This window comes from Caballeronia sp. NK8, assembly GCF_018408855.1.
Taxonomy (GTDB): domain Bacteria; phylum Pseudomonadota; class Gammaproteobacteria; order Burkholderiales; family Burkholderiaceae; genus Caballeronia.
Genome location: NZ_AP024322.1, coordinates 1,336,888 through 1,352,692, shown reverse-complemented (window position 1 = coordinate 1,352,692; position 15,805 = coordinate 1,336,888). Strand labels below are relative to the sequence as shown.

General features: G+C 60.9%; 21 protein-coding genes. 1 reads left to right on the top strand and 20 read right to left on the bottom strand.

The window, feature by feature from the left end; all coding sequences use genetic code 11:
- Positions 1-64: 64 nt before the first annotated feature.
- Genes NK8_RS06500 through NK8_RS06465 form a run of 8 tightly spaced genes read right to left on the bottom strand, consistent with a single transcriptional unit; the run spans position 65 to position 5,770 of the window.
- Positions 65-502, bottom strand: coding sequence for a tail fiber assembly protein (locus tag NK8_RS06500; protein WP_213228204.1), 438 nt, complete (start codon positions 500-502; stop codon positions 65-67).
- A complete protein-coding gene (locus NK8_RS06495) occupies positions 502-1,413 on the bottom strand; it encodes a hypothetical protein (protein WP_213228202.1) in 912 nt (303 codons plus the stop codon). The genes NK8_RS06500 and NK8_RS06495 overlap by 1 nt, the downstream gene beginning before the upstream one ends.
- A gap of 9 nt (positions 1,414-1,422) precedes the next feature.
- Complete coding sequence (locus tag NK8_RS06490) at positions 1,423-2,019, bottom strand: YmfQ family protein (RefSeq protein WP_213228200.1); 597 nt, start codon at positions 2,017-2,019, stop codon at positions 1,423-1,425.
- A 7-nt stretch (positions 2,020-2,026) separates the two neighbouring features.
- Positions 2,027-3,193 (bottom strand): baseplate J/gp47 family protein, encoded by a 1,167-nt coding sequence (locus tag NK8_RS06485; RefSeq protein ID WP_213228198.1) that lies wholly within the window; start codon positions 3,191-3,193, stop codon positions 2,027-2,029.
- On the bottom strand, positions 3,193-3,666 hold the full coding sequence (locus NK8_RS06480) for an AP2 domain-containing protein (protein ID WP_213228196.1): 474 nt from the start codon (positions 3,664-3,666) through the stop codon (positions 3,193-3,195). The genes NK8_RS06485 and NK8_RS06480 overlap by 1 nt, the downstream gene beginning before the upstream one ends.
- Before the next feature lies 1 nt (position 3,667).
- Positions 3,668-4,114: a phage GP46 family protein gene (locus tag NK8_RS06475; protein ID WP_213228194.1), complete on the bottom strand. Its 447-nt coding sequence runs from the start codon at positions 4,112-4,114 to the stop codon at positions 3,668-3,670.
- A 3-nt stretch (positions 4,115-4,117) separates the two neighbouring features.
- Entirely contained in the window at positions 4,118-4,696 is a 579-nt protein-coding gene (locus NK8_RS06470; protein WP_225936219.1) for a phage baseplate assembly protein V, read from the bottom strand.
- A 3-nt stretch (positions 4,697-4,699) separates the two neighbouring features.
- Positions 4,700-5,770 carry a phage baseplate assembly protein gene (locus NK8_RS06465; protein ID WP_225936218.1) on the bottom strand — a complete coding sequence of 357 codons (1,071 nt, stop codon included), beginning with the start codon at positions 5,768-5,770 and terminating at the stop codon, positions 4,700-4,702.
- A gap of 10 nt (positions 5,771-5,780) precedes the next feature.
- On the opposite strand from NK8_RS06465, the gene NK8_RS06460 reads away from it, so the two are divergent.
- Positions 5,781-6,206, top strand: a complete 426-nt coding sequence (locus NK8_RS06460) for a hypothetical protein (protein ID WP_213228192.1) — start codon at positions 5,781-5,783, stop codon at positions 6,204-6,206.
- Here NK8_RS06460 and NK8_RS06455 read toward each other — a convergent pair.
- The 12 genes from NK8_RS06455 to NK8_RS06400 all read right to left on the bottom strand — a co-directional run bounded on the left by NK8_RS06455 (position 6,198) and on the right by NK8_RS06400 (position 15,800).
- Entirely contained in the window at positions 6,198-7,619 is a 1,422-nt protein-coding gene (locus tag NK8_RS06455; protein ID WP_213228190.1) for a DNA circularization protein, read from the bottom strand. The genes NK8_RS06460 and NK8_RS06455 overlap by 9 nt on opposite strands.
- A complete protein-coding gene (locus tag NK8_RS06450) occupies positions 7,616-9,568 on the bottom strand; it encodes a lytic transglycosylase domain-containing protein (RefSeq protein WP_213228188.1) in 1,953 nt (650 codons plus the stop codon). The genes NK8_RS06455 and NK8_RS06450 overlap by 4 nt, the downstream gene beginning before the upstream one ends.
- 163 nt (positions 9,569-9,731) lie before the next feature.
- A complete protein-coding gene (locus NK8_RS06445) occupies positions 9,732-10,295 on the bottom strand; it encodes a phage tail assembly protein (protein ID WP_213228186.1) in 564 nt (187 codons plus the stop codon).
- A gap of 3 nt (positions 10,296-10,298) precedes the next feature.
- The gene (locus NK8_RS06440; protein ID WP_213228184.1) at positions 10,299-10,667 is read right to left on the bottom strand and encodes a phage tail tube protein; all 369 of its coding nucleotides are present in this window, start codon (positions 10,665-10,667) and stop codon (positions 10,299-10,301) included.
- Between the two features lie 60 nt (positions 10,668-10,727).
- The gene (locus tag NK8_RS06435) at positions 10,728-12,206 is read right to left on the bottom strand and encodes a phage tail sheath subtilisin-like domain-containing protein (RefSeq protein WP_213228182.1); all 1,479 of its coding nucleotides are present in this window, start codon (positions 12,204-12,206) and stop codon (positions 10,728-10,730) included.
- Positions 12,203-12,436, bottom strand: coding sequence for a DUF2635 domain-containing protein (locus tag NK8_RS06430; RefSeq protein ID WP_213228180.1), 234 nt, complete (start codon positions 12,434-12,436; stop codon positions 12,203-12,205). The genes NK8_RS06435 and NK8_RS06430 overlap by 4 nt, the downstream gene beginning before the upstream one ends.
- Before the next feature lie 9 nt (positions 12,437-12,445).
- A complete protein-coding gene (locus tag NK8_RS06425; RefSeq protein ID WP_213228178.1) occupies positions 12,446-13,054 on the bottom strand; it encodes a hypothetical protein in 609 nt (202 codons plus the stop codon).
- The gene (locus NK8_RS06420) at positions 13,047-13,385 is read right to left on the bottom strand and encodes a hypothetical protein (protein ID WP_213228176.1); all 339 of its coding nucleotides are present in this window, start codon (positions 13,383-13,385) and stop codon (positions 13,047-13,049) included. The genes NK8_RS06425 and NK8_RS06420 overlap by 8 nt, the downstream gene beginning before the upstream one ends.
- A 3-nt stretch (positions 13,386-13,388) precedes the next feature.
- Positions 13,389-13,631, bottom strand: coding sequence for a hypothetical protein (locus NK8_RS06415; protein ID WP_213228174.1), 243 nt, complete (start codon positions 13,629-13,631; stop codon positions 13,389-13,391).
- An 8-nt stretch (positions 13,632-13,639) separates the two neighbouring features.
- On the bottom strand, positions 13,640-14,686 hold the full coding sequence (locus tag NK8_RS06410; protein ID WP_213228172.1) for a major capsid protein: 1,047 nt from the start codon (positions 14,684-14,686) through the stop codon (positions 13,640-13,642).
- A gap of 76 nt (positions 14,687-14,762) precedes the next feature.
- Positions 14,763-15,176, bottom strand: coding sequence for a head decoration protein (locus tag NK8_RS06405; protein ID WP_213228170.1), 414 nt, complete (start codon positions 15,174-15,176; stop codon positions 14,763-14,765).
- Between the two features lie 27 nt (positions 15,177-15,203).
- Positions 15,204-15,800 (bottom strand): hypothetical protein, encoded by a 597-nt coding sequence (locus NK8_RS06400; RefSeq protein ID WP_213228168.1) that lies wholly within the window; start codon positions 15,798-15,800, stop codon positions 15,204-15,206.
- Positions 15,801-15,805 lie beyond the last annotated feature (5 nt).

Here is a 15,805-nt window from a genome sequence, read left to right as displayed (position 1 = left end):
TCGTAAGCTAGCCGGTCATCCGGTCATAAAAAAGCCGCCCGAAGGCGGCTGTCGCACAGATGCGTCACACGGATGGCGCGGTCGGCCAGACCGGACTCGCCTGCGTTATATCAATCTTCGAAAGAGCGACTCGATACTGTTTCCACGCCTTCAACTCTGCTACGTCGGCAGGATCGACGGCGTCAACAATGTCAGGGTCAGTCGCATCCGTAAGTACTGCGATCTCGTTCGTCGCTTGAGTCATGAGCGCGGACTGCTGAGCCTGCTTTTCGGCCATCGTCGGCGCGGGTACAGGTGGCGCGGGCGGCGCGGTGAACGTGCTGCCGTCATAGCCGTACCCGATGGAGACCGTCGAGTCAGCGTCGAGCTTCACAGCAGTCGTGCCCTCTGGCGGACTCCATCCGGCAGCCGGCTGATCGTCGGTTGCAGGTGTGTATGGTGTGCCATCCCAGACGATCACGTTGACGACTTGCCCGTTTTGTACCAGAGCATAATTTTCCATTATGCGTACTCCTCGACAATCAAAATCCCGGAAAGCCCGGAGCCCCCTTGAAAGCCAGTGCCGCTACTAGCGCCTTGACCTGCCCCGCCGCCGCCAGCCCCGTAACCCTTGCCGGTCGAGCCATTGCCGCCGCCGCCGCCGTTACCACCAGCGCCGTACGGGGTCGAAGCACCTTTCCCGCCGAGCGCCGAAGATACGGAGAATGCGGCGCCAAGGTCACCGATAGGGGTAGCCCCTAGCACGACGGCAATTGCAGGCGATGCACTGGTTGCTTGATTAATCAAGCCATTACCGAAGATTGCGACGGGCGGAGTCGCGGCGGCGCCGCCCAGTCCACCCTGCCCTCCCGCACAAGTAAGCAGGGTTCCTCCAAAGGTCGTCGTTCCGCCTGCCCCGCCCGGGTTGTTACCCTGAGCACCCGGGCTGCCGGCAGATCCGATAACGACAGGATATGAAGCCGCCAGCGACCCCAGGATCATAATTTCACCGGGCGCGCCGCCATTTCCGCCACCTGCTACCGCCGCCTGTCCCGTCGATGTGAACGCGATGCTGCCCCCAGCGCCGCCGCCGCCGATACCCCGAACACGTATCTTCGTCGCCGTTACGCCGTTATAGTTGCCGGGCGTGTATGTGCCGCTCGCTGTGAAAACCTGAATGCCGAGCAAGCGACCCGGTCCGACCATAGCCTTGATCGCGTCTCGAACCTGCGTATATATCGTCTTGCTCGGCGTCAATCCACCGGCCACGACGACCGCGCGCAACTCCTCTTGAATCATGTTCAGCCACGATCCGCGAACGTTGGTCGCGGGCGTTCCTGCCGTCGGATTGCCTTCCGTGTAATAGCCTTCGGTTCCAGCAGCTTCAGGTACCGGCAAGGACGTTGCGGCGGTCGGATCATCAATACGAAACATGTGACCTCTTTATGCGTAAGCGAAAATTGGAATCGTGTGCGCCGGCATAACCGCGCGGAACTCGCACTCAAGAACTTTGTTGCCCCATGATGCAAGAGGGTCGCCAGCCGCCATTGCGCCGGCGACCGCCCGCACAACCGTGTTCAATGGCGCCGTGATCTTCCAAGCGAAGTTCCAGTCGTATCCGTTGACCGGCTGACCGGCCTTCAGCATTCCGGCGCGCGCCTGCGTGTATTGCGTGATCGTCACGGTGTAGCCGAGACTCGCCGCGAAGCCGATCAGGTACGGTATCGACGCGCCGCCCAGATTCGTCAGTCTCGCGACGACTTGCGCGCGGCGTGCAGGAATCGTCGGCGCGACCCCCGCGCACGGGTCAGGAAGACCAAGTGTCGATTCCCACTCAGGCAGCAATTCGTAAGTCGTCGATGGAAACGCGTCGACAAGCAAGTAATTCGCACGTGCAGTCTGACGCTCATAGCTTGGCGTCAACCCTGACATCACTGCTGTTTGAACTGCGTCCGGGTCACGCGGCCACACGCGCCCGCGAGGCAATAGCGCCTGAATCGCGGCGAGAAAATCAGCCGCTTTAAGGTTCGGTGCAAGCATGTCAGCCTCAGACGTAGTTCACACCAGCCAGCACCGGCAACTGACCGAATCCGCTCGTGATGTTTCCCGGATAGGTCGTCACGGTGCCGCTGACATTGCCCTGCACGAGCGTGATGACGAAACCGCTTGTTCCCGACACTGATGCGATCGCCGATTCGATGTCAGACCGATTGATCGTGCCAGCGCGCGGATCGCCGTTGCGGAACAGAACGTCGGAGATTGCCGCAGAAATCGCCGCGCGCGTCGCAGTCGTCGTGCTGGTCAGCCCGGAAATTGAATAGGTGAGATTGTTCGGGATCGGCGCGCACGAATAGACGAGCGCGGTCACCGGTTGTTCATTGATGATCGAATCAGCAACGGCCAACTGATCGCCAGTTGCTACTGTCGCGCGCGGCGTTCCGCCCGGACCTTTGTCATACTGCGACACGCCATTCGTGCCTTGCGGGAAACCACTGTGAGACGCCTCAGCGATGTCCCACATCGTGTAAAGCACCACCGTCCCGGCTCCAAATCCATTCGGCGCGACCCATGCGCGCGTCACGCCCGGTACGGCAAGAGCCCAACCCTGATAGTCGTTTGCGTCGCCCCCTTGAGGCGTGTTCTGGTACGCGGCGAGCATGCGCGTACGCAGCGCGTCATTTGTCTCGATGTCCGCGCCGGATAGCACTGTCCCCGTGATCGATCCAGCCGACTGAATTCCCGGAACCGCTACGCCTAGCGACACAGCCGTTCCGACATTCGCGTTGCCAGCCGATCCGGGGACAGCCGCAATGATCGTTACTGATAGGTTGCCCGACCCGTCGACGGTGGCAGTCGCCGCCGTCGTGTAAATTGCACCGTCGCCACGGGTAACCTGAGATCCAGCGCTCAGAGGCGTGCCAGTAGTCCCGCCTGTGAATGTTGCCGTCAGTTGCGCTGCCGACGCGTTCTTGAGATAAACCTTCTTTAATGCCGCCCAGCCTTGCAGATATTCGTCTTCAGCAGTGAAGGGAACTGACTGTTTGGCCACCCAATCGATGTACCCCATTTGCGCATTAGACAAACCCGCCTGTACCTTGCCGAGAACGTTGAGCACAGTAAAGCGCAGGGTTGCGTCGGCCCCTTGCAGCGCCGAATTGATGTCTGCGAGGACTTCCTTCGTCAGAGTAGAAAGTGTCTTGCGTTGAAACGGCATTAGGCCACCTCAGTTCTGGCGAATATTCCATGCGCTATCTTGGCCGCCGCGCAGTAAGCCTTATGAGCTTCGGCGGGATCATCAAATCGCCCTAGGACTTTTCGTCGTCCGTCGATCTTGATACCGGCCACCCATCTGCATTTCTCCTTGTCCCAAGAAACGCCTTTGTAGCCGGATTTGTTGGCACGCGTCTTTCCGCGATTGCGCATGTTCTCGGCCTTGCTGCAGATCCGCAAATTGGCCCGGCGATTGTCAAGCCGATCCATGTTTGCATGGTCAACGATTGCCAGATCGCCACGACGCAGGTTCATCAAAAATCGATGCATATAAATCTTTCGCCTGACGACGCCGTCAACGATGTTTGTAATCGGATACCCATGTGAATCAACGCACCACGCATGCTTCGAAACCATAGGAAGGTCAGCGTCGTCGATCAAGATAACCGCGCCGCGACTTGTGATGATTTGAGCCATATCAGGTTAGCTGTTGCCATGCCCAAGTGAACGTCAATGAAACGTTCGGGCCGGCCGGTTGATAAAGCGTGATCTGCGCGCCGAGCAGCGTTGCGCGAGTCCATTCAGTCTGCACATCCATGCCTGCGACGACGCCATCTTCAACGAGCCACTGAAGCGCCTCGATGATGTAATCACGCGCGTTGCTCAAGACCTGCTGAGTCTGTTTCGACCGATCCAGAAGCCAGAGCCGCGAGCCTATAGGCACGTCCTCACCGAGATCGCCCCACCAGCCGCGCGGATCGCCTGATCCATCCGGTATGACGTCGTCAGTGCGTGCGAGTCGGTCCGTGAAGAGACTGAGCAAAACCGCAGTTTGCAAGTCATTTCCGGTGAGAAGATCAGGTCCAAGTAGCAGCCAGTCCCCGCGGCTGTTTGCGACGTCCCAGACAATCCTGATGTCGGACATGCGTTACTCCGCTTGTGTTGGAGGCTGCGTGTTGATCGTGCTGCCACCGGTCTGTACGTTGACGATCGGGTGCGTGTGGCCGTTCGCAACGGTGCGCATTCCGGCCATCGTGCGAGTGTTCGTATTGCAGTTATCGAGGATGTCGCCCGAGCATTTGAGCAGGGGCGTATCAGCGAACACGTCTGGCGTGTTCTTGATCGTCACCGGTTTTCCGCCACCGTCAAGCACCATCCCCGCTTGCGACAGGTAGACCTTCTGTCCGGTGTTGTCGTGGATGCATACCTCGCCGCTTGCGAGCCCTGTCACGCGGTATTGCGCGTTTCCGGTAGCGACGACGACACCGTTCGATCTATCACCACCGACGAACAGCACAATCGCTTCCGAGTTCTTCGGCGGGTTCGACGTCATGCCGTACTCGGCGAAGCGCGGAACCTTGTCGATCGTCTGCATCGCGCTTGATTGCACTTGCAGCAACTGCGCGCGCCCGCTGTCATCGACGAGCGAGATAGTCGCGCGCGCGAGCGCCGACATCACCCGCTGCGACAGACGCCGCAGGGAATGCATGAAGTTTTCGTCAGGCATGGTCTATCGATTAGCGCCCAGAACAGTGTCGGGCGCGATGTTCTGCAGGATGATCGGCTCCGGCGTGAACGCACTCGGCGGCATCAGAAGCAGATCGGCGTGCGTGCCGTTCTCGTCGCGACGATACGTCACCTCGGCAATCAGCATCATCGTGCCTTTCGGAATCTTCAATATCGGAAGGTCGACGCGCAATTGCGAATTCGGCTCCCAGAGCGTGCCTGCCGAGTCGCGCCAGCTATCGACTGTCACGCGCACGACCTGCGACTGGCCCGCGCGACGAGATTGCTCCCATGCGACACGTGCCTTGGCCAGTTCGAAGCCCGAAATGATTTGCTCGCTCTGAAAATAAAGCTTTCGATTGCGGCCAACTGTCTTGTCTTCAGCGATTGCTATCGGCCCGAGGTTCGCGCCATAGTCACCCGCCGTCATCATCGTCTGCTGATAAGCGCCGATGACCGAGTAGCGTTGGTCTGACGACCACTCGAAGACAGCGCTTTCAACATTCACGCCTTGCGCGACACCCGATGACATCAGACCCGAACCCGCGCGGCAAAGATATAGATTTCCGTCTGGTAATTCGTACGCGAGCAACCCGGCATATCTAGACACGCGTTCAATGATGTCAAATGGCGTCTCGCCTACGCAAATCGAAAACAACGGAATCGACGGTCCGTCGTTACCATCAGATGTAACCTTTATGTGGTACTGATCGTCCGATAACTTCTGCGCGATCTGCAACGCGTTCGAACCAGAAATTTGCCCGGAAGGCCATTCCGCACTGCAATCAATCAAGTCAGCGCATTTTCCTCTTCCGCGCACTCGTATCGCATGTTTTGCGATCGAAATCGACGGCATCACCGCATCGACGTAACCGGTCACCACCTTGTCGATACCGAGGAGAACCGAACAGGCTTCTCCAGGGATCGCAATTATCTGACTCAGTGTGTCAGGATCAAGATCCGTGAGTTCGATGTCGAAATCGGAAGTGAGGCGTTGGATACCCCTCGTAACGCGGATTCTAGTCCAACCCGACACTCGGATATTATTCAGTTCTAAACTCAGATCGTCGATCAAGGATGGCCCCGTGAAAATTCAAGTTATAGCGCTCGCTCTTGCGGCGGTTCCTGTTTTTAGTTCCGCAAACCCAGTCTTTGAAATTACTGCGGATCACGCCACCTCATGCCGCGAAAACGGTTGCCGCGATTTTCCGAAAGGTTTCCGCTTCGAGGCATCAAACTGGGGATCGAATGACCCTCAAATCGCTGGTACTACTGTTGCCAACGGGAAAGCAAACCAAGTGCGGGAGGCAGTCGAATTCGATCACCGCGACGTCGCGCCGATTCTTGACGCGAACGGCAATATGACCAATCCGACCTGCCAGTGGCCGACCGGCGGCATGATGCAGCACGCGGTTACCGATGCGCAGGGCCGCGTGTACATCAAGCGCGTCGAGGTCGTCACCAAGTGCGTCAACGGGAAGATGACGACGATCCAGCGCGCTCTAAACTGACAACGCTTTGAACGACAGTGGCATGAACGCCGGATGAACCGGATTAGCCTCTCCGACGATCTCGTCAGCGCGCGCCGCGTCGCGGTACATCCGATTAGCCAGCACTAGCGCAGGCAAACTAGCCGCGAACTGGAACGTCTTCATTGCCGCCAGCGCGGCGCCGCGCGTATTCAAGTCGGCGACCACCGCCGCCCGCAGCGTCTTCATGGCGTCGTAGGTGTTGTCCGCGCCCTGGTCGCCCGCAATCACAATCTCCGCATCGATGAGCGCCGTCACCGTATCGCGCATCGCCGCGGCATCGTCGCTTGAGGTCGGCTGATATTGCGACGACGCCTGAGCGACGGCCGCCACGCAGGCGCGCCGAAACAGATCCGACGCCGCACCTTGCGCCGATGCCATCGCAATGCCGATATTCGACGATGTCGTCGGGTTGGTGTTCGAGTACGACGACAGCGAGATCAACAGCCGGACTGCATCATCCGGCGCGGGCGCCGCAGCTAGAACCGCCGCGGCGAGGTCAGCCGCAGCTGCCGCATAGTTCGCAGCGCCCGCCGCACTCATCGCCGCTGCGGCGCTCATCAGCGCAGTGCCAGCTGAATCCACCACTGCCCGATTCGTTACAGCCTGAGCCGTCAGCGAAGACACCGTATTCTGCGAGTTCGACACTTCACCGGTCGTGCTGAACGCTGGGACGGCAGAGCCGCCAGCAAAGCGGCCAAAGTCACCAGGCAAGTTCGTGAGCAGGCGGAACAGATTACGCGCGTCCACCACAACATTCTTCGCTGTGGTGTACCAGCCGAGCGCGGAGTAGACGTACGTTCCGAGAACCGCGGCGCCGACCGAGATTGTCGTCAGTGCATTCGTGACGAAATCCAGGCTTGCAGCAGCATTGGCGCCGAGCACCGCCTCCAGCAAACCGGAAATCGTGCTCGTAGACGACGATGGGAACAGCTTCTGGCCTGCCTCGACGAACTCGAACTCAAGCTCGAAGTACCGACCCTTGTCCCATCGCTCAATGGTACGAAACTGCAAAAGCGTGACGTCCAACTCGCCGAACGTCGGATGCATCAACGTCGCGACGCCGTCGAGTTCGCAGGCGGCGATCATCATGTCACGCTGCTGGATGACGTCGTCACCGACGAGATAGCCAGAAATCGCGAAGTGCCGCGTTGCCCGCCCTAGATCCTCGGCCCACGGCTTGTCCCGGTAAGGGTATTCGTGAACGTCCACGCGACGGCCGAACGTCGACGCGCCGCCGAGCGAGACAAATCGTACGCCACGAAACTTCGCAACGTTGAGCTGTTGGAAGTACGTCTGCGCCGATCCGCCAAGACGAGCCGCGAGCGAATGCGCCAGATTCTGGATGCCCGACGCCGTGCCGAGCACTGCTCCCGCGCCGCTCGCGATACTCATAACACTCCTCCCGCCGCTTCGCGCGTGCCGACGCGTGGCTCAACGTTCCCAGACGAGCTGACCTGAGTTGTTGTGCCGCGCGGCGCGCCGCGCAGATTGATGTCCACCTTCACCGTACCGCCCCCTGCCGCCCCGCCAATGGCGACCGCGCCGTTCGCTCCGGCATCAGCGACCGCGCTCCCGCCGCTACCGTAAATCGAAGGAGCGATCTTGTTCATGTAGGCCTGCGTTTCGGCCGGAGCGGCTCCAAGCCCCTTTCGGTCGACGTTGCCTTCACCCCAGTTGTACGCCGCCGCGACACGTCGGTCGTCGTCCCCATACTTTCCATAGAGGTAGTGCAGAAAACGAGCGGCGCCGGCCGCCGAGTTCGCAAGGTCATCAGGGTTGGTGACGCCGAATTGTTTGGCTGTCGGATCCATGAAGCCGAAGTGCCCTTTCGCTCCGGCGGGCGATCGCATGTTCACGCCACGCGACGACTCCGCAAACCAGTACTTATCCAGCGTGCCAGGCTTGAGGCCTTCTTTCCTCTCCAGCGCGGCGAAAAGATTCGTCGAATCCGCGCCCACGACCCCCGCGGGAATCTCCGCGATGCTCATCCCGTCATCGCCGGGAACCTGCATGATCGTGCCGGGCTGCTCGTCAGGAGCACCCTTTCCGCCGCGGTTGAGCGGCCCGTTGAAATCGTACGTGCTAGGGTCAATGCCGGCGGCCGCAAACTGCTTCTCTTTCTCACGAATCGCCTTCAGGCGTTCGTCCTCGCCGACGTTCAGGTCTTTGCTATGAAACAGCAGTGCGAGCGGACCGAGCACGCGCATCAAAGCGCTGCCCGCCAGAGCCGTCCCAGCCGCCGTCAACTTGGTGATGCCCGCGGCGAGCGCGACCACATCCGCAATCACGCCGGTGAGCTTGATTGCTGCGAGACCTATCAGCACGACCTTCCAGCCCCCTACCGCCTGAGCTGCGTCGTTCGCGTTCTGAACGAACTTCTCGACGCCGCCAGTGATTGCCTTCCAATCGATGCCGCGCAAATAGTTGCTGAGATCACGCACAAAGTCGCTGACGCGCGTCGCAATCAGCTCGCGGTTCTGCGACACCCAGCCGCTCAACTCGACGATGAGGGGCTGAAGCACGGGAATCAGCGCGTTGCCGACGCTGTTCTTCAGGCCATCCACGGCCAGATCCATCGCGGAGATGTTCTTCGCGTACTCCTCGGCGTTCTTGATCTGCTCGGGGCCCATCACGAAGCCGATTTTCTGGGCTTCGTCCACCATCTTCCGGATGTATTCCGGACCCTTCATCAGCATCGGCAGGAGCGATTCAACACCGAACGCCTGCGCGATCTTGCGGGCGCCTTCGATGTTCCCGCCGCCGGCGAAGTTACGCTGGATCATCGACGCCACGTCCGACAGCGCGCGCGTCGTGTCGACCGAGCCATCTTTCAGCTTGTGCATCGACACGCCGTAAGCGCTCATGATCGCCAGCGCTTCCGGCGCGCGGCCGAACATCGCGCCTTGGAACGTGTCGCCGAGGCTTTGCAGCCCCGAGCTCATGTCTTCGCTCGACAAGCCGGCCAGTTTGGCCGCTCCACGATAGGCCTGAAGATCGCGAGTCGAAATGCCTACGAGAGACGACGTGCGCGAAATCTCCTGCCCCGTACGACCCCATCCAGTCGCCAATGCTGCGATGCTCGCGACGCTGCCGACGCTCAACAGCGCAGCAAGCGCCGGATGAATGGTGAGAATGCTCCGAGCAGTGTCAACCGCCGTTCGGCCCAGACTCACCAGCGACTTGCCGATTTTCTCGATGCCGGTTTCTTTCCCGAATGCAGAGAGCGATTTACCGAGGTCCGTCACCGGCGCCATCATCGTGGCGAAAGCGTTATTGACCTTGCGGACGGTGGCCGTCGCGTTATCGACTGCCGAGATGACAATCTGAAACTGATTCGCCACCGCTACCCCTTATTCTTCAGAATTCTCTGCGCATGCTCGACGCGCCGGAGCGTTTCAGTCCATGTCATGTTCCAGGCAGCATCGGGATCCCGCCAGCCCATCGCATGACCAAGATCCTCGATGCATTCTTCCCATCCTTGAGGGATAAGCGCCACTTCAGCGATCAGTCGTTGTCCGACATCGCTTTGTGGCGCCCCTGAAAACCCTTGAAGTACTTTGCCGCCTCGAGGAAGTCGCGTGCGCACATCGAGCGCACTGCCGCTATGGGCACGCCGGCATTGCGAGAGACAAGCGAAACCACAGCTGCCCATTGGCCGCCCGCCTGTCCGGCCTTGCGGCGTTGCAGGTTAGTCGGCTCTGACAGATTCAGCGCGGCATAGCTCGGCGCGTCCTCGCCATCGCCCACCTTCGCCGGCACGCGCAGTTCAAGCCGCATTTCATCGTCGCTGACGAACTCTTCGCCCATGCCTTCTGGGGCGAATGTGGCGAAGAAGTCCATTGCCTCGTCGACGACGGTCACACCCATCAGGTCGACTGCATCGACTGGAACGCCGGACACCAGCGAGACGAGCGCAACGTCGTAACCGCACTTCATGGCCATCTTCTCGGCCGATTCGAACTCGCCGGCACGCGGCTCGCGCAGCGTGAGGGAGTCGAATGTGCGCGCCGCCGCATCCTTGCCCACTGTAACCGGCTTGCGGAGTTGGATATTCTTCGTGTCACTCATCGATCAGTTCTCCGTGACCGAAGGGCCTTCCCACGTCACCGGCACGGTGCCGTCTTCCGCCTTCGCGCTCTGGTCGTCCACCGTCCACATATTGCGGCCGATGATGACCTTGCCGTTCGCCAGCTCGACGACGATCGTCACGTTCGTCATCGCGTTCAGCGCCGCGAGCGAGAGACCGGCCATATCGCGAAGCGTGGCCTTGATCTGACCGGCGCGCGGCTTCTCGCTGTAGCCGTCGACACCACTCTGGCCGGTGAGCGTCGCGCGCGTCACCTTGCTGGGGTTGTATTCGAAATCGCCCGCGACGGACAACGACTGACCGTCGGCGGTCAGGTAAGCGGTCCCGGCGATCCGGTTTTGCGTGTTGGCCATTGCTGGCTCTCCCTAAAATGAAAACGCCACCCGAAGGTGGCGCAAACCGTTGCTGGACCGTTACTGCAGACGGAACTGGGCGAGCAGCGCGAAGATCCGCAACTGATCGATGAGGGTGCCCGGCCAGAGAACGTCGAGCCGATTCGGATTTTGCGAATTCTGCTGGACGATCAACGCCTCTGCGAATGCGTCGCTGTTCTGAACATGCCCGTCGTATTCCATCTCTTGATAGAGCGCGATCAGGTCCGCCCTGATGACCGACGGCGTGACGATATTGGACCCGGGCGCGAAGCGCGTGCCGTCTGCGGCAAGCTTCACGCGCGCGTACTTCGTCGTCACCATGGTGTTCATGCGACGCAGCACGTACATCAGCTGGAACATCGTCTCGATTTCGAGATAGCTGTTGTCCGGCTGCCCGAAGGCGTTCGTCTGATACGTCGTGATCAGGTTTTCGATCGCGACGGTACCGTCAGCAGCCACCGTGAACGTCGAGATACCGTCGTACAGCAGCGTATTGCGCTGGCTCAGGTTGAAACGCGATTGCAGCGGCGGGGGCTGGAAGCCCTGCAGAACGACGGTCTGCATCGGCACACCGGGATCGGCGCGCACGCTAACTGCCGTCGCAGCGGCGATCTGCGCGGCAATCTGCCAGGCCGGCGTCGGCGAATCGTAGAAACCCATGACGGTTTCGTGCTGATTGTTTCGCGTCGCGCCGAAAGTCGTTAGGCCTGCCCATGTGCTGCGATAGGCGACGAAGTTGTGGCCGTAAATCTGATACTGCCAGCTCCAACGCCCCGTTTGGTCATTCAGGAACGCCTTGATCGCATCGAGCGATGTCGCATCCGTGAATGCGCACGCGATGAAGTCAAACGGCTGATCCATCAGATTGCCAAGCGCCGTCGAAAGCGTCGGGTTTGTTGCGCCGCCGCTCATCGCCGTAATCGTCGCCACGAGCCCGACGGGAAGCGCCTCTCCGGCTGGCGTGCCGCCGTAGTTGAAGCGAATGTCGATGTCGTTACCGACGAGCCCCTTGTTGTCGGCCGTCAGATTGACCGTGCCCGTCGAAGCCGCGGCGGTGGCGGGCATCTGCGGAATCAGGTTGATCGCGGCAGCGACGGCGGTTGCGACCTGCGACACCGTCATGCCGGCGGTCACCGGCACGGTGACCAACTGGCCGGCGACGTACAGCGAGATCGTGCCGTTCGCAGTCGGGCCAGACGTGAATGCGACGGAGCCCGTCGCGGCCGTGGCGCCCGCGGCATCTTGAACCGGCAGATACCAGAGTTCGCCAAACTGATCGTTCTTGCGATAGTCCTGTGTCATCAGCGCGAGGACCGAATTGACGCCAGCCTGCACGCCAGCGTCACCCACGCCCGACGAGATCAGCGGCACGTTCGGCGTCGCGATACCACTCGAAAGCATCGGGCCGATGAGCAACGCGCGCTGATTTGCGGTCGCCGTGTTCGCGTGAGAGGCGTCGAGTTCCGCAAAGAACAGCGGCGTGCGGATGTTCTGTGGAACATTCTTGAACGGGATCATTGCTTGTCGTCCTCTTCATCGACGGGCGCGGGCAGCGCAGGTTGATCCTTCGGTGCGCTTTGCATCGACTGGTCCGTGGCTTCGCCCTCTTCGACGATTTCCACATCGCCATCGTTGGCGACGCGCGTCCAGAAAATGTCGCCGTCCGGCACCGTGAGGCCTTCGGGCGGCAGGAATTGCTTCGTGTCCGGATGCCGCACTTTGAGGCCCGGTGCAGGTTTGACGATCATTCGTCGCTCCTATTGAGAAAATTGAACGTTGACGGTGCCTTCCGCGCGACCGTCAGGCCCTTCTGTCCGCGGCGCCGGTTTCACGGCACTTGGGAAAGGCGGATTCGGATAGGTGCCGCCTGGATCTGCAACGTTCGTCAGGTCTGCCGTGACATTCACTCCGAGCAACTCGGTGTTGATGTCAGGCGCGAACGCTTCATAGAACTCGACCGCGAGGAGGATCGAGGCAACCCCCGTATGCGGGCCGCCCTCCGCGCTAATCTCGGTCGTCGTATGGCAAGCCGGAAAGTCCTGAGCCAGATTCCGAAGCGGAATGCTCTTGAAAATCGCCGCCTCGATGTCTGAGGTGAGCGAATCCAGGAGCAGTTGCGCAGCCGGACCGGATTTCGCAGTAATCTCAACGACGATCTCGAACGCTGCAGTGGTCGTGAACGCCGTCTGACCGACATTGCCGATCGACTTCTTCTCTTCCTTTCCGTGACGCAGTTTGATCGCCGGCGTGTTAGCGGAAACGACGTTCCAGTCGCCTGGACACATCACCGTTTTGACACCCGGCACCGTTTCGAGAATGGACAGCAGCACGCCGCGCAGCTCGGCGCGACCAGTCGGATCAGACATCTGTTTGCCCTATCACGTTGAGCATGAGACGGCCGCCACCGTGGCCGTCGAGATGGACCTCGCGCACCTGCCACTGCTCGCCCGTCTTGTTGATCATCAGCGTGTCGTACTGCTGCGGCTCGACGGGGAACTGCGAAAACTGAATCCCGACCGTCGGCTGCTGCGTGACGACCGTCGACCCGGTTACCGGATCGACGCCAAAGAACGCCTTGTCGTATGCGCCTGTGATCTGGAACGAGCCACCGTCAGCCGGCATGTAGGTGATCGCCGTCCCGAACTGCGCCATCAGAGGGCCGAGGATCTTGCTGTCGACGATGTCGTCCCAGTCCATCGTTCACTCCGTGTGGTCGATCGACACCTGCCCGCCGGTGATCTGCGCGCCTTCGAGCTTCACTTCCTCGACCTTCTCGGGGACGAGGTAGCCAAGCTCTCGCAGGCGCTTGACCTCGGACTCCGGCAGCTTCACCTTTTGACCTGCGGTGCGGACGACGTCGACGATCTCGTCGCCGCTCTTCACTCGGTCGTGAATCGATCGATTGCGCGCGACGACGGCTTCAATGATTTTTTCGGTAGCCATCAATCACCTCACGCCACGGTCGCAGCGAGTGCTGCATTGACGCGACTCGGGATGATGATCGGAGCCGATTGCATCATCAGGAAACGCTGGGCCGGGTCTTCCTTCACCCACGTCTTCGGGGCGAAAGGAAGCGCAGCATAGCTGTGCTGCGGATCGATGATCATGCCGAATGCACGGGTGCCTTGCAGGTCCGGACCGGTCATGATGACCGTGCCGTCGGGCAACATCGGCTGCTCGACATTGTTGTCATCGACGTACCAGTCGTTGTACACCCAGAGGTTGTACTGCCCCCACACGCCCTTCGCGACTGCGCCGCGCTGAATTTGCGCGCCGACGTTTAGGGCATTGCCGTTCACGCCGAGCGCCGGGTACAGGATTGCGCCCTTCAAGACCGGGTCCAGCTTGAAGCCCTTCCACGCTTTCGGCGTGAAAATGATGTCCGTCGCGACGGCGCCCGAGGACTTCAGGATCTGGGTCTGCCACGCCTCGATGTTGCCGGTCGGATCGGCCGTGCCAGCCGAGATGTTTGCAGCAGTCCACTGCGCGCCGCCGGTGAGGGCGATCGTGAGCGAACCGTCGCGACCGAAGTCGATGACCGTCGTCGGGAAGCCTTCGCCCGACACCGTCAGCGTGCCGGTGACGAGAACTTGCGCGGCCATCCACTCCATGCGACGCGTCAGCATGTCGATCTGGTCCTCGAGTTCGAATGCCAGATTCTGCGCCTCGCGCTCTGCTGCCGTCGTGTCGCCCCCGATGCGCTCGCCGATCATGCGACGAACCGGCTTGCGCAGATCCGGCGCACGCTTGTCCTTGATGTAGGGCGGCTTGAAGGTGTTCGTCTGGTAGCGGCGGCTCTCGACGAGCTTGCCCTCGACCAGCGGCGAGCAGAACGGCGACATGCGGCGCTTGCCAACGTCGACGTCGATCGAGACGAACTCGCTGGTCGCATCGACCATGTTCGTGAAGAACCGATCGAGCAGCCAGCTCTGCGCCATCTTCAGGTTTTGGACGACCTGGATCAGCGTGTTGGTGTCGTAAATCAGGTTTCCGGGCATTGCTCTCTCCGAGTGTGTGGCCCAAATGAAAAAGCCCCGCTCGGTGGCGGGGCCTTCGCATCAGTTCAGTTGAGGTTTAGCTCGGGTCAGCAGCCGAGACCGAGGACTTGAGGTGGATGCCGAGGGGGCGCAGCGTGTCCTGAGCGGCCGTCGCGGTGATACCCGTTCCGAGCGTGACCGCATTCACGTTGAACTCGCCTTCGAGGAACGCGCCGGCGACAACATCGCCGCCGCTGCCGTCAGCGTTATCGGCCAAGATCGCCGTCGGCGTCTGGCTACCATCGGACGCTGCCGACAGTGCGATGGTGAACTTGCCGCTCGCCGTGATCTTGCCGAGCACGGTGCCGCGCACGAACGGCCCGCCGGTGATCGTCACATTCCGGGTGACGAGTTGCTTCGGGCCTGCGATCAGTTGATCGGGAACGAAGGTTTGCGCGGATGCGGACGGGACCTGGGGGTTCTCCCCCACCGTCGTAGGAGTCAATGCCATTTGAATATCTCCGGGTTTGGGGAAGAATTACGATTCGCCGCGGCGACGCTTGCTCGCAGCAACGATGAAGTCGGCCGCAGTCGGTTCGGCCACGGCAGGAGCCGACGCACCAGGATTCGCCGGGCGCGCGTGAGCCATTCGCTCATCGAGCGATTTGCGTTGCGACGCAGCCGGTGCGGCCACTGCTGGAGCAGCCGCCTGCGCACCCGAGCCGAGGATCGTGATCGCGTCCGCCGAGGACAGCTTCGTGTTGAATGCGAACTTCGCCGCTTGCTCGACATTGCCGGTCGCGATGCCGTGCGCCATGATTCGCGCGCAGCGTGCGCGCTCGGTCGCGCGAGCGGCCTTCTTCGAGTCGTCGGTTTCGTCGTCGCCGTCCTCCGCCTCGGTGTCGTCACCGTCGACGTCGTCCGCCTTCGCTTTCTTGGCCTCTTCTTCCTTGCGCTTTTCTTCTTCGGCCTTTTCCTTGTCGTCGAGCTCTTCCATGCGCTTCGCATAGTCCTCATCGGACTCGTCCTCACGCTGCTTGCGCTCGTCGTCGTCTTGTTCGGCGCGCGCGGCGCCGGCACGGCTCAGCAGGTGGGCAAACGGCGCCACGCCCGCAAGGGTCTTTTTCAAACTCATTGCAT

Coding starts and splice junctions, on each gene's coding strand:
- NK8_RS06415 (WP_213228174.1), bottom strand. CDS start 13,631: ATGGCTACCGAAAAAATCATTGAAGCCGTCGTCGCGCGCAATCGATCG.
- NK8_RS06445 (WP_213228186.1), bottom strand. CDS start 10,295: ATGAGTGACACGAAGAATATCCAACTCCGCAAGCCGGTTACAGTGGGC.
- NK8_RS06400 (WP_213228168.1), bottom strand. CDS start 15,800: ATGAGTTTGAAAAAGACCCTTGCGGGCGTGGCGCCGTTTGCCCACCTG.
- NK8_RS06485 (WP_213228198.1), bottom strand. CDS start 3,193: ATGCCGTTTCAACGCAAGACACTTTCTACTCTGACGAAGGAAGTCCTC.
- NK8_RS06440 (WP_213228184.1), bottom strand. CDS start 10,667: ATGGCCAACACGCAAAACCGGATCGCCGGGACCGCTTACCTGACCGCC.
- NK8_RS06430 (WP_213228180.1), bottom strand. CDS start 12,436: ATGATCGTCAAACCTGCACCGGGCCTCAAAGTGCGGCATCCGGACACG.
- NK8_RS06490 (WP_213228200.1), bottom strand. CDS start 2,019: ATGCTTGCACCGAACCTTAAAGCGGCTGATTTTCTCGCCGCGATTCAG.
- NK8_RS06405 (WP_213228170.1), bottom strand. CDS start 15,176: ATGGCATTGACTCCTACGACGGTGGGGGAGAACCCCCAGGTCCCGTCC.
- NK8_RS06410 (WP_213228172.1), bottom strand. CDS start 14,686: ATGCCCGGAAACCTGATTTACGACACCAACACGCTGATCCAGGTCGTC.
- NK8_RS06420 (WP_213228176.1), bottom strand. CDS start 13,385: ATGGACTGGGACGACATCGTCGACAGCAAGATCCTCGGCCCTCTGATG.
- NK8_RS06470 (WP_225936219.1), bottom strand. CDS start 4,696: ATGCCTGACGAAAACTTCATGCATTCCCTGCGGCGTCTGTCGCAGCGG.
- NK8_RS06475 (WP_213228194.1), bottom strand. CDS start 4,114: ATGTCCGACATCAGGATTGTCTGGGACGTCGCAAACAGCCGCGGGGAC.
- NK8_RS06495 (WP_213228202.1), bottom strand. CDS start 1,413: ATGTTTCGTATTGATGATCCGACCGCCGCAACGTCCTTGCCGGTACCT.
- NK8_RS06455 (WP_213228190.1), bottom strand. CDS start 7,619: ATGAGTATCGCGAGCGGCGCGGGAGCAGTGCTCGGCACGGCGTCGGGC.
- NK8_RS06425 (WP_213228178.1), bottom strand. CDS start 13,054: ATGTCTGATCCGACTGGTCGCGCCGAGCTGCGCGGCGTGCTGCTGTCC.
- NK8_RS06500 (WP_213228204.1), bottom strand. CDS start 502: ATGGAAAATTATGCTCTGGTACAAAACGGGCAAGTCGTCAACGTGATC.
- NK8_RS06435 (WP_213228182.1), bottom strand. CDS start 12,206: ATGATCCCGTTCAAGAATGTTCCACAGAACATCCGCACGCCGCTGTTC.
- NK8_RS06480 (WP_213228196.1), bottom strand. CDS start 3,666: ATGGCTCAAATCATCACAAGTCGCGGCGCGGTTATCTTGATCGACGAC.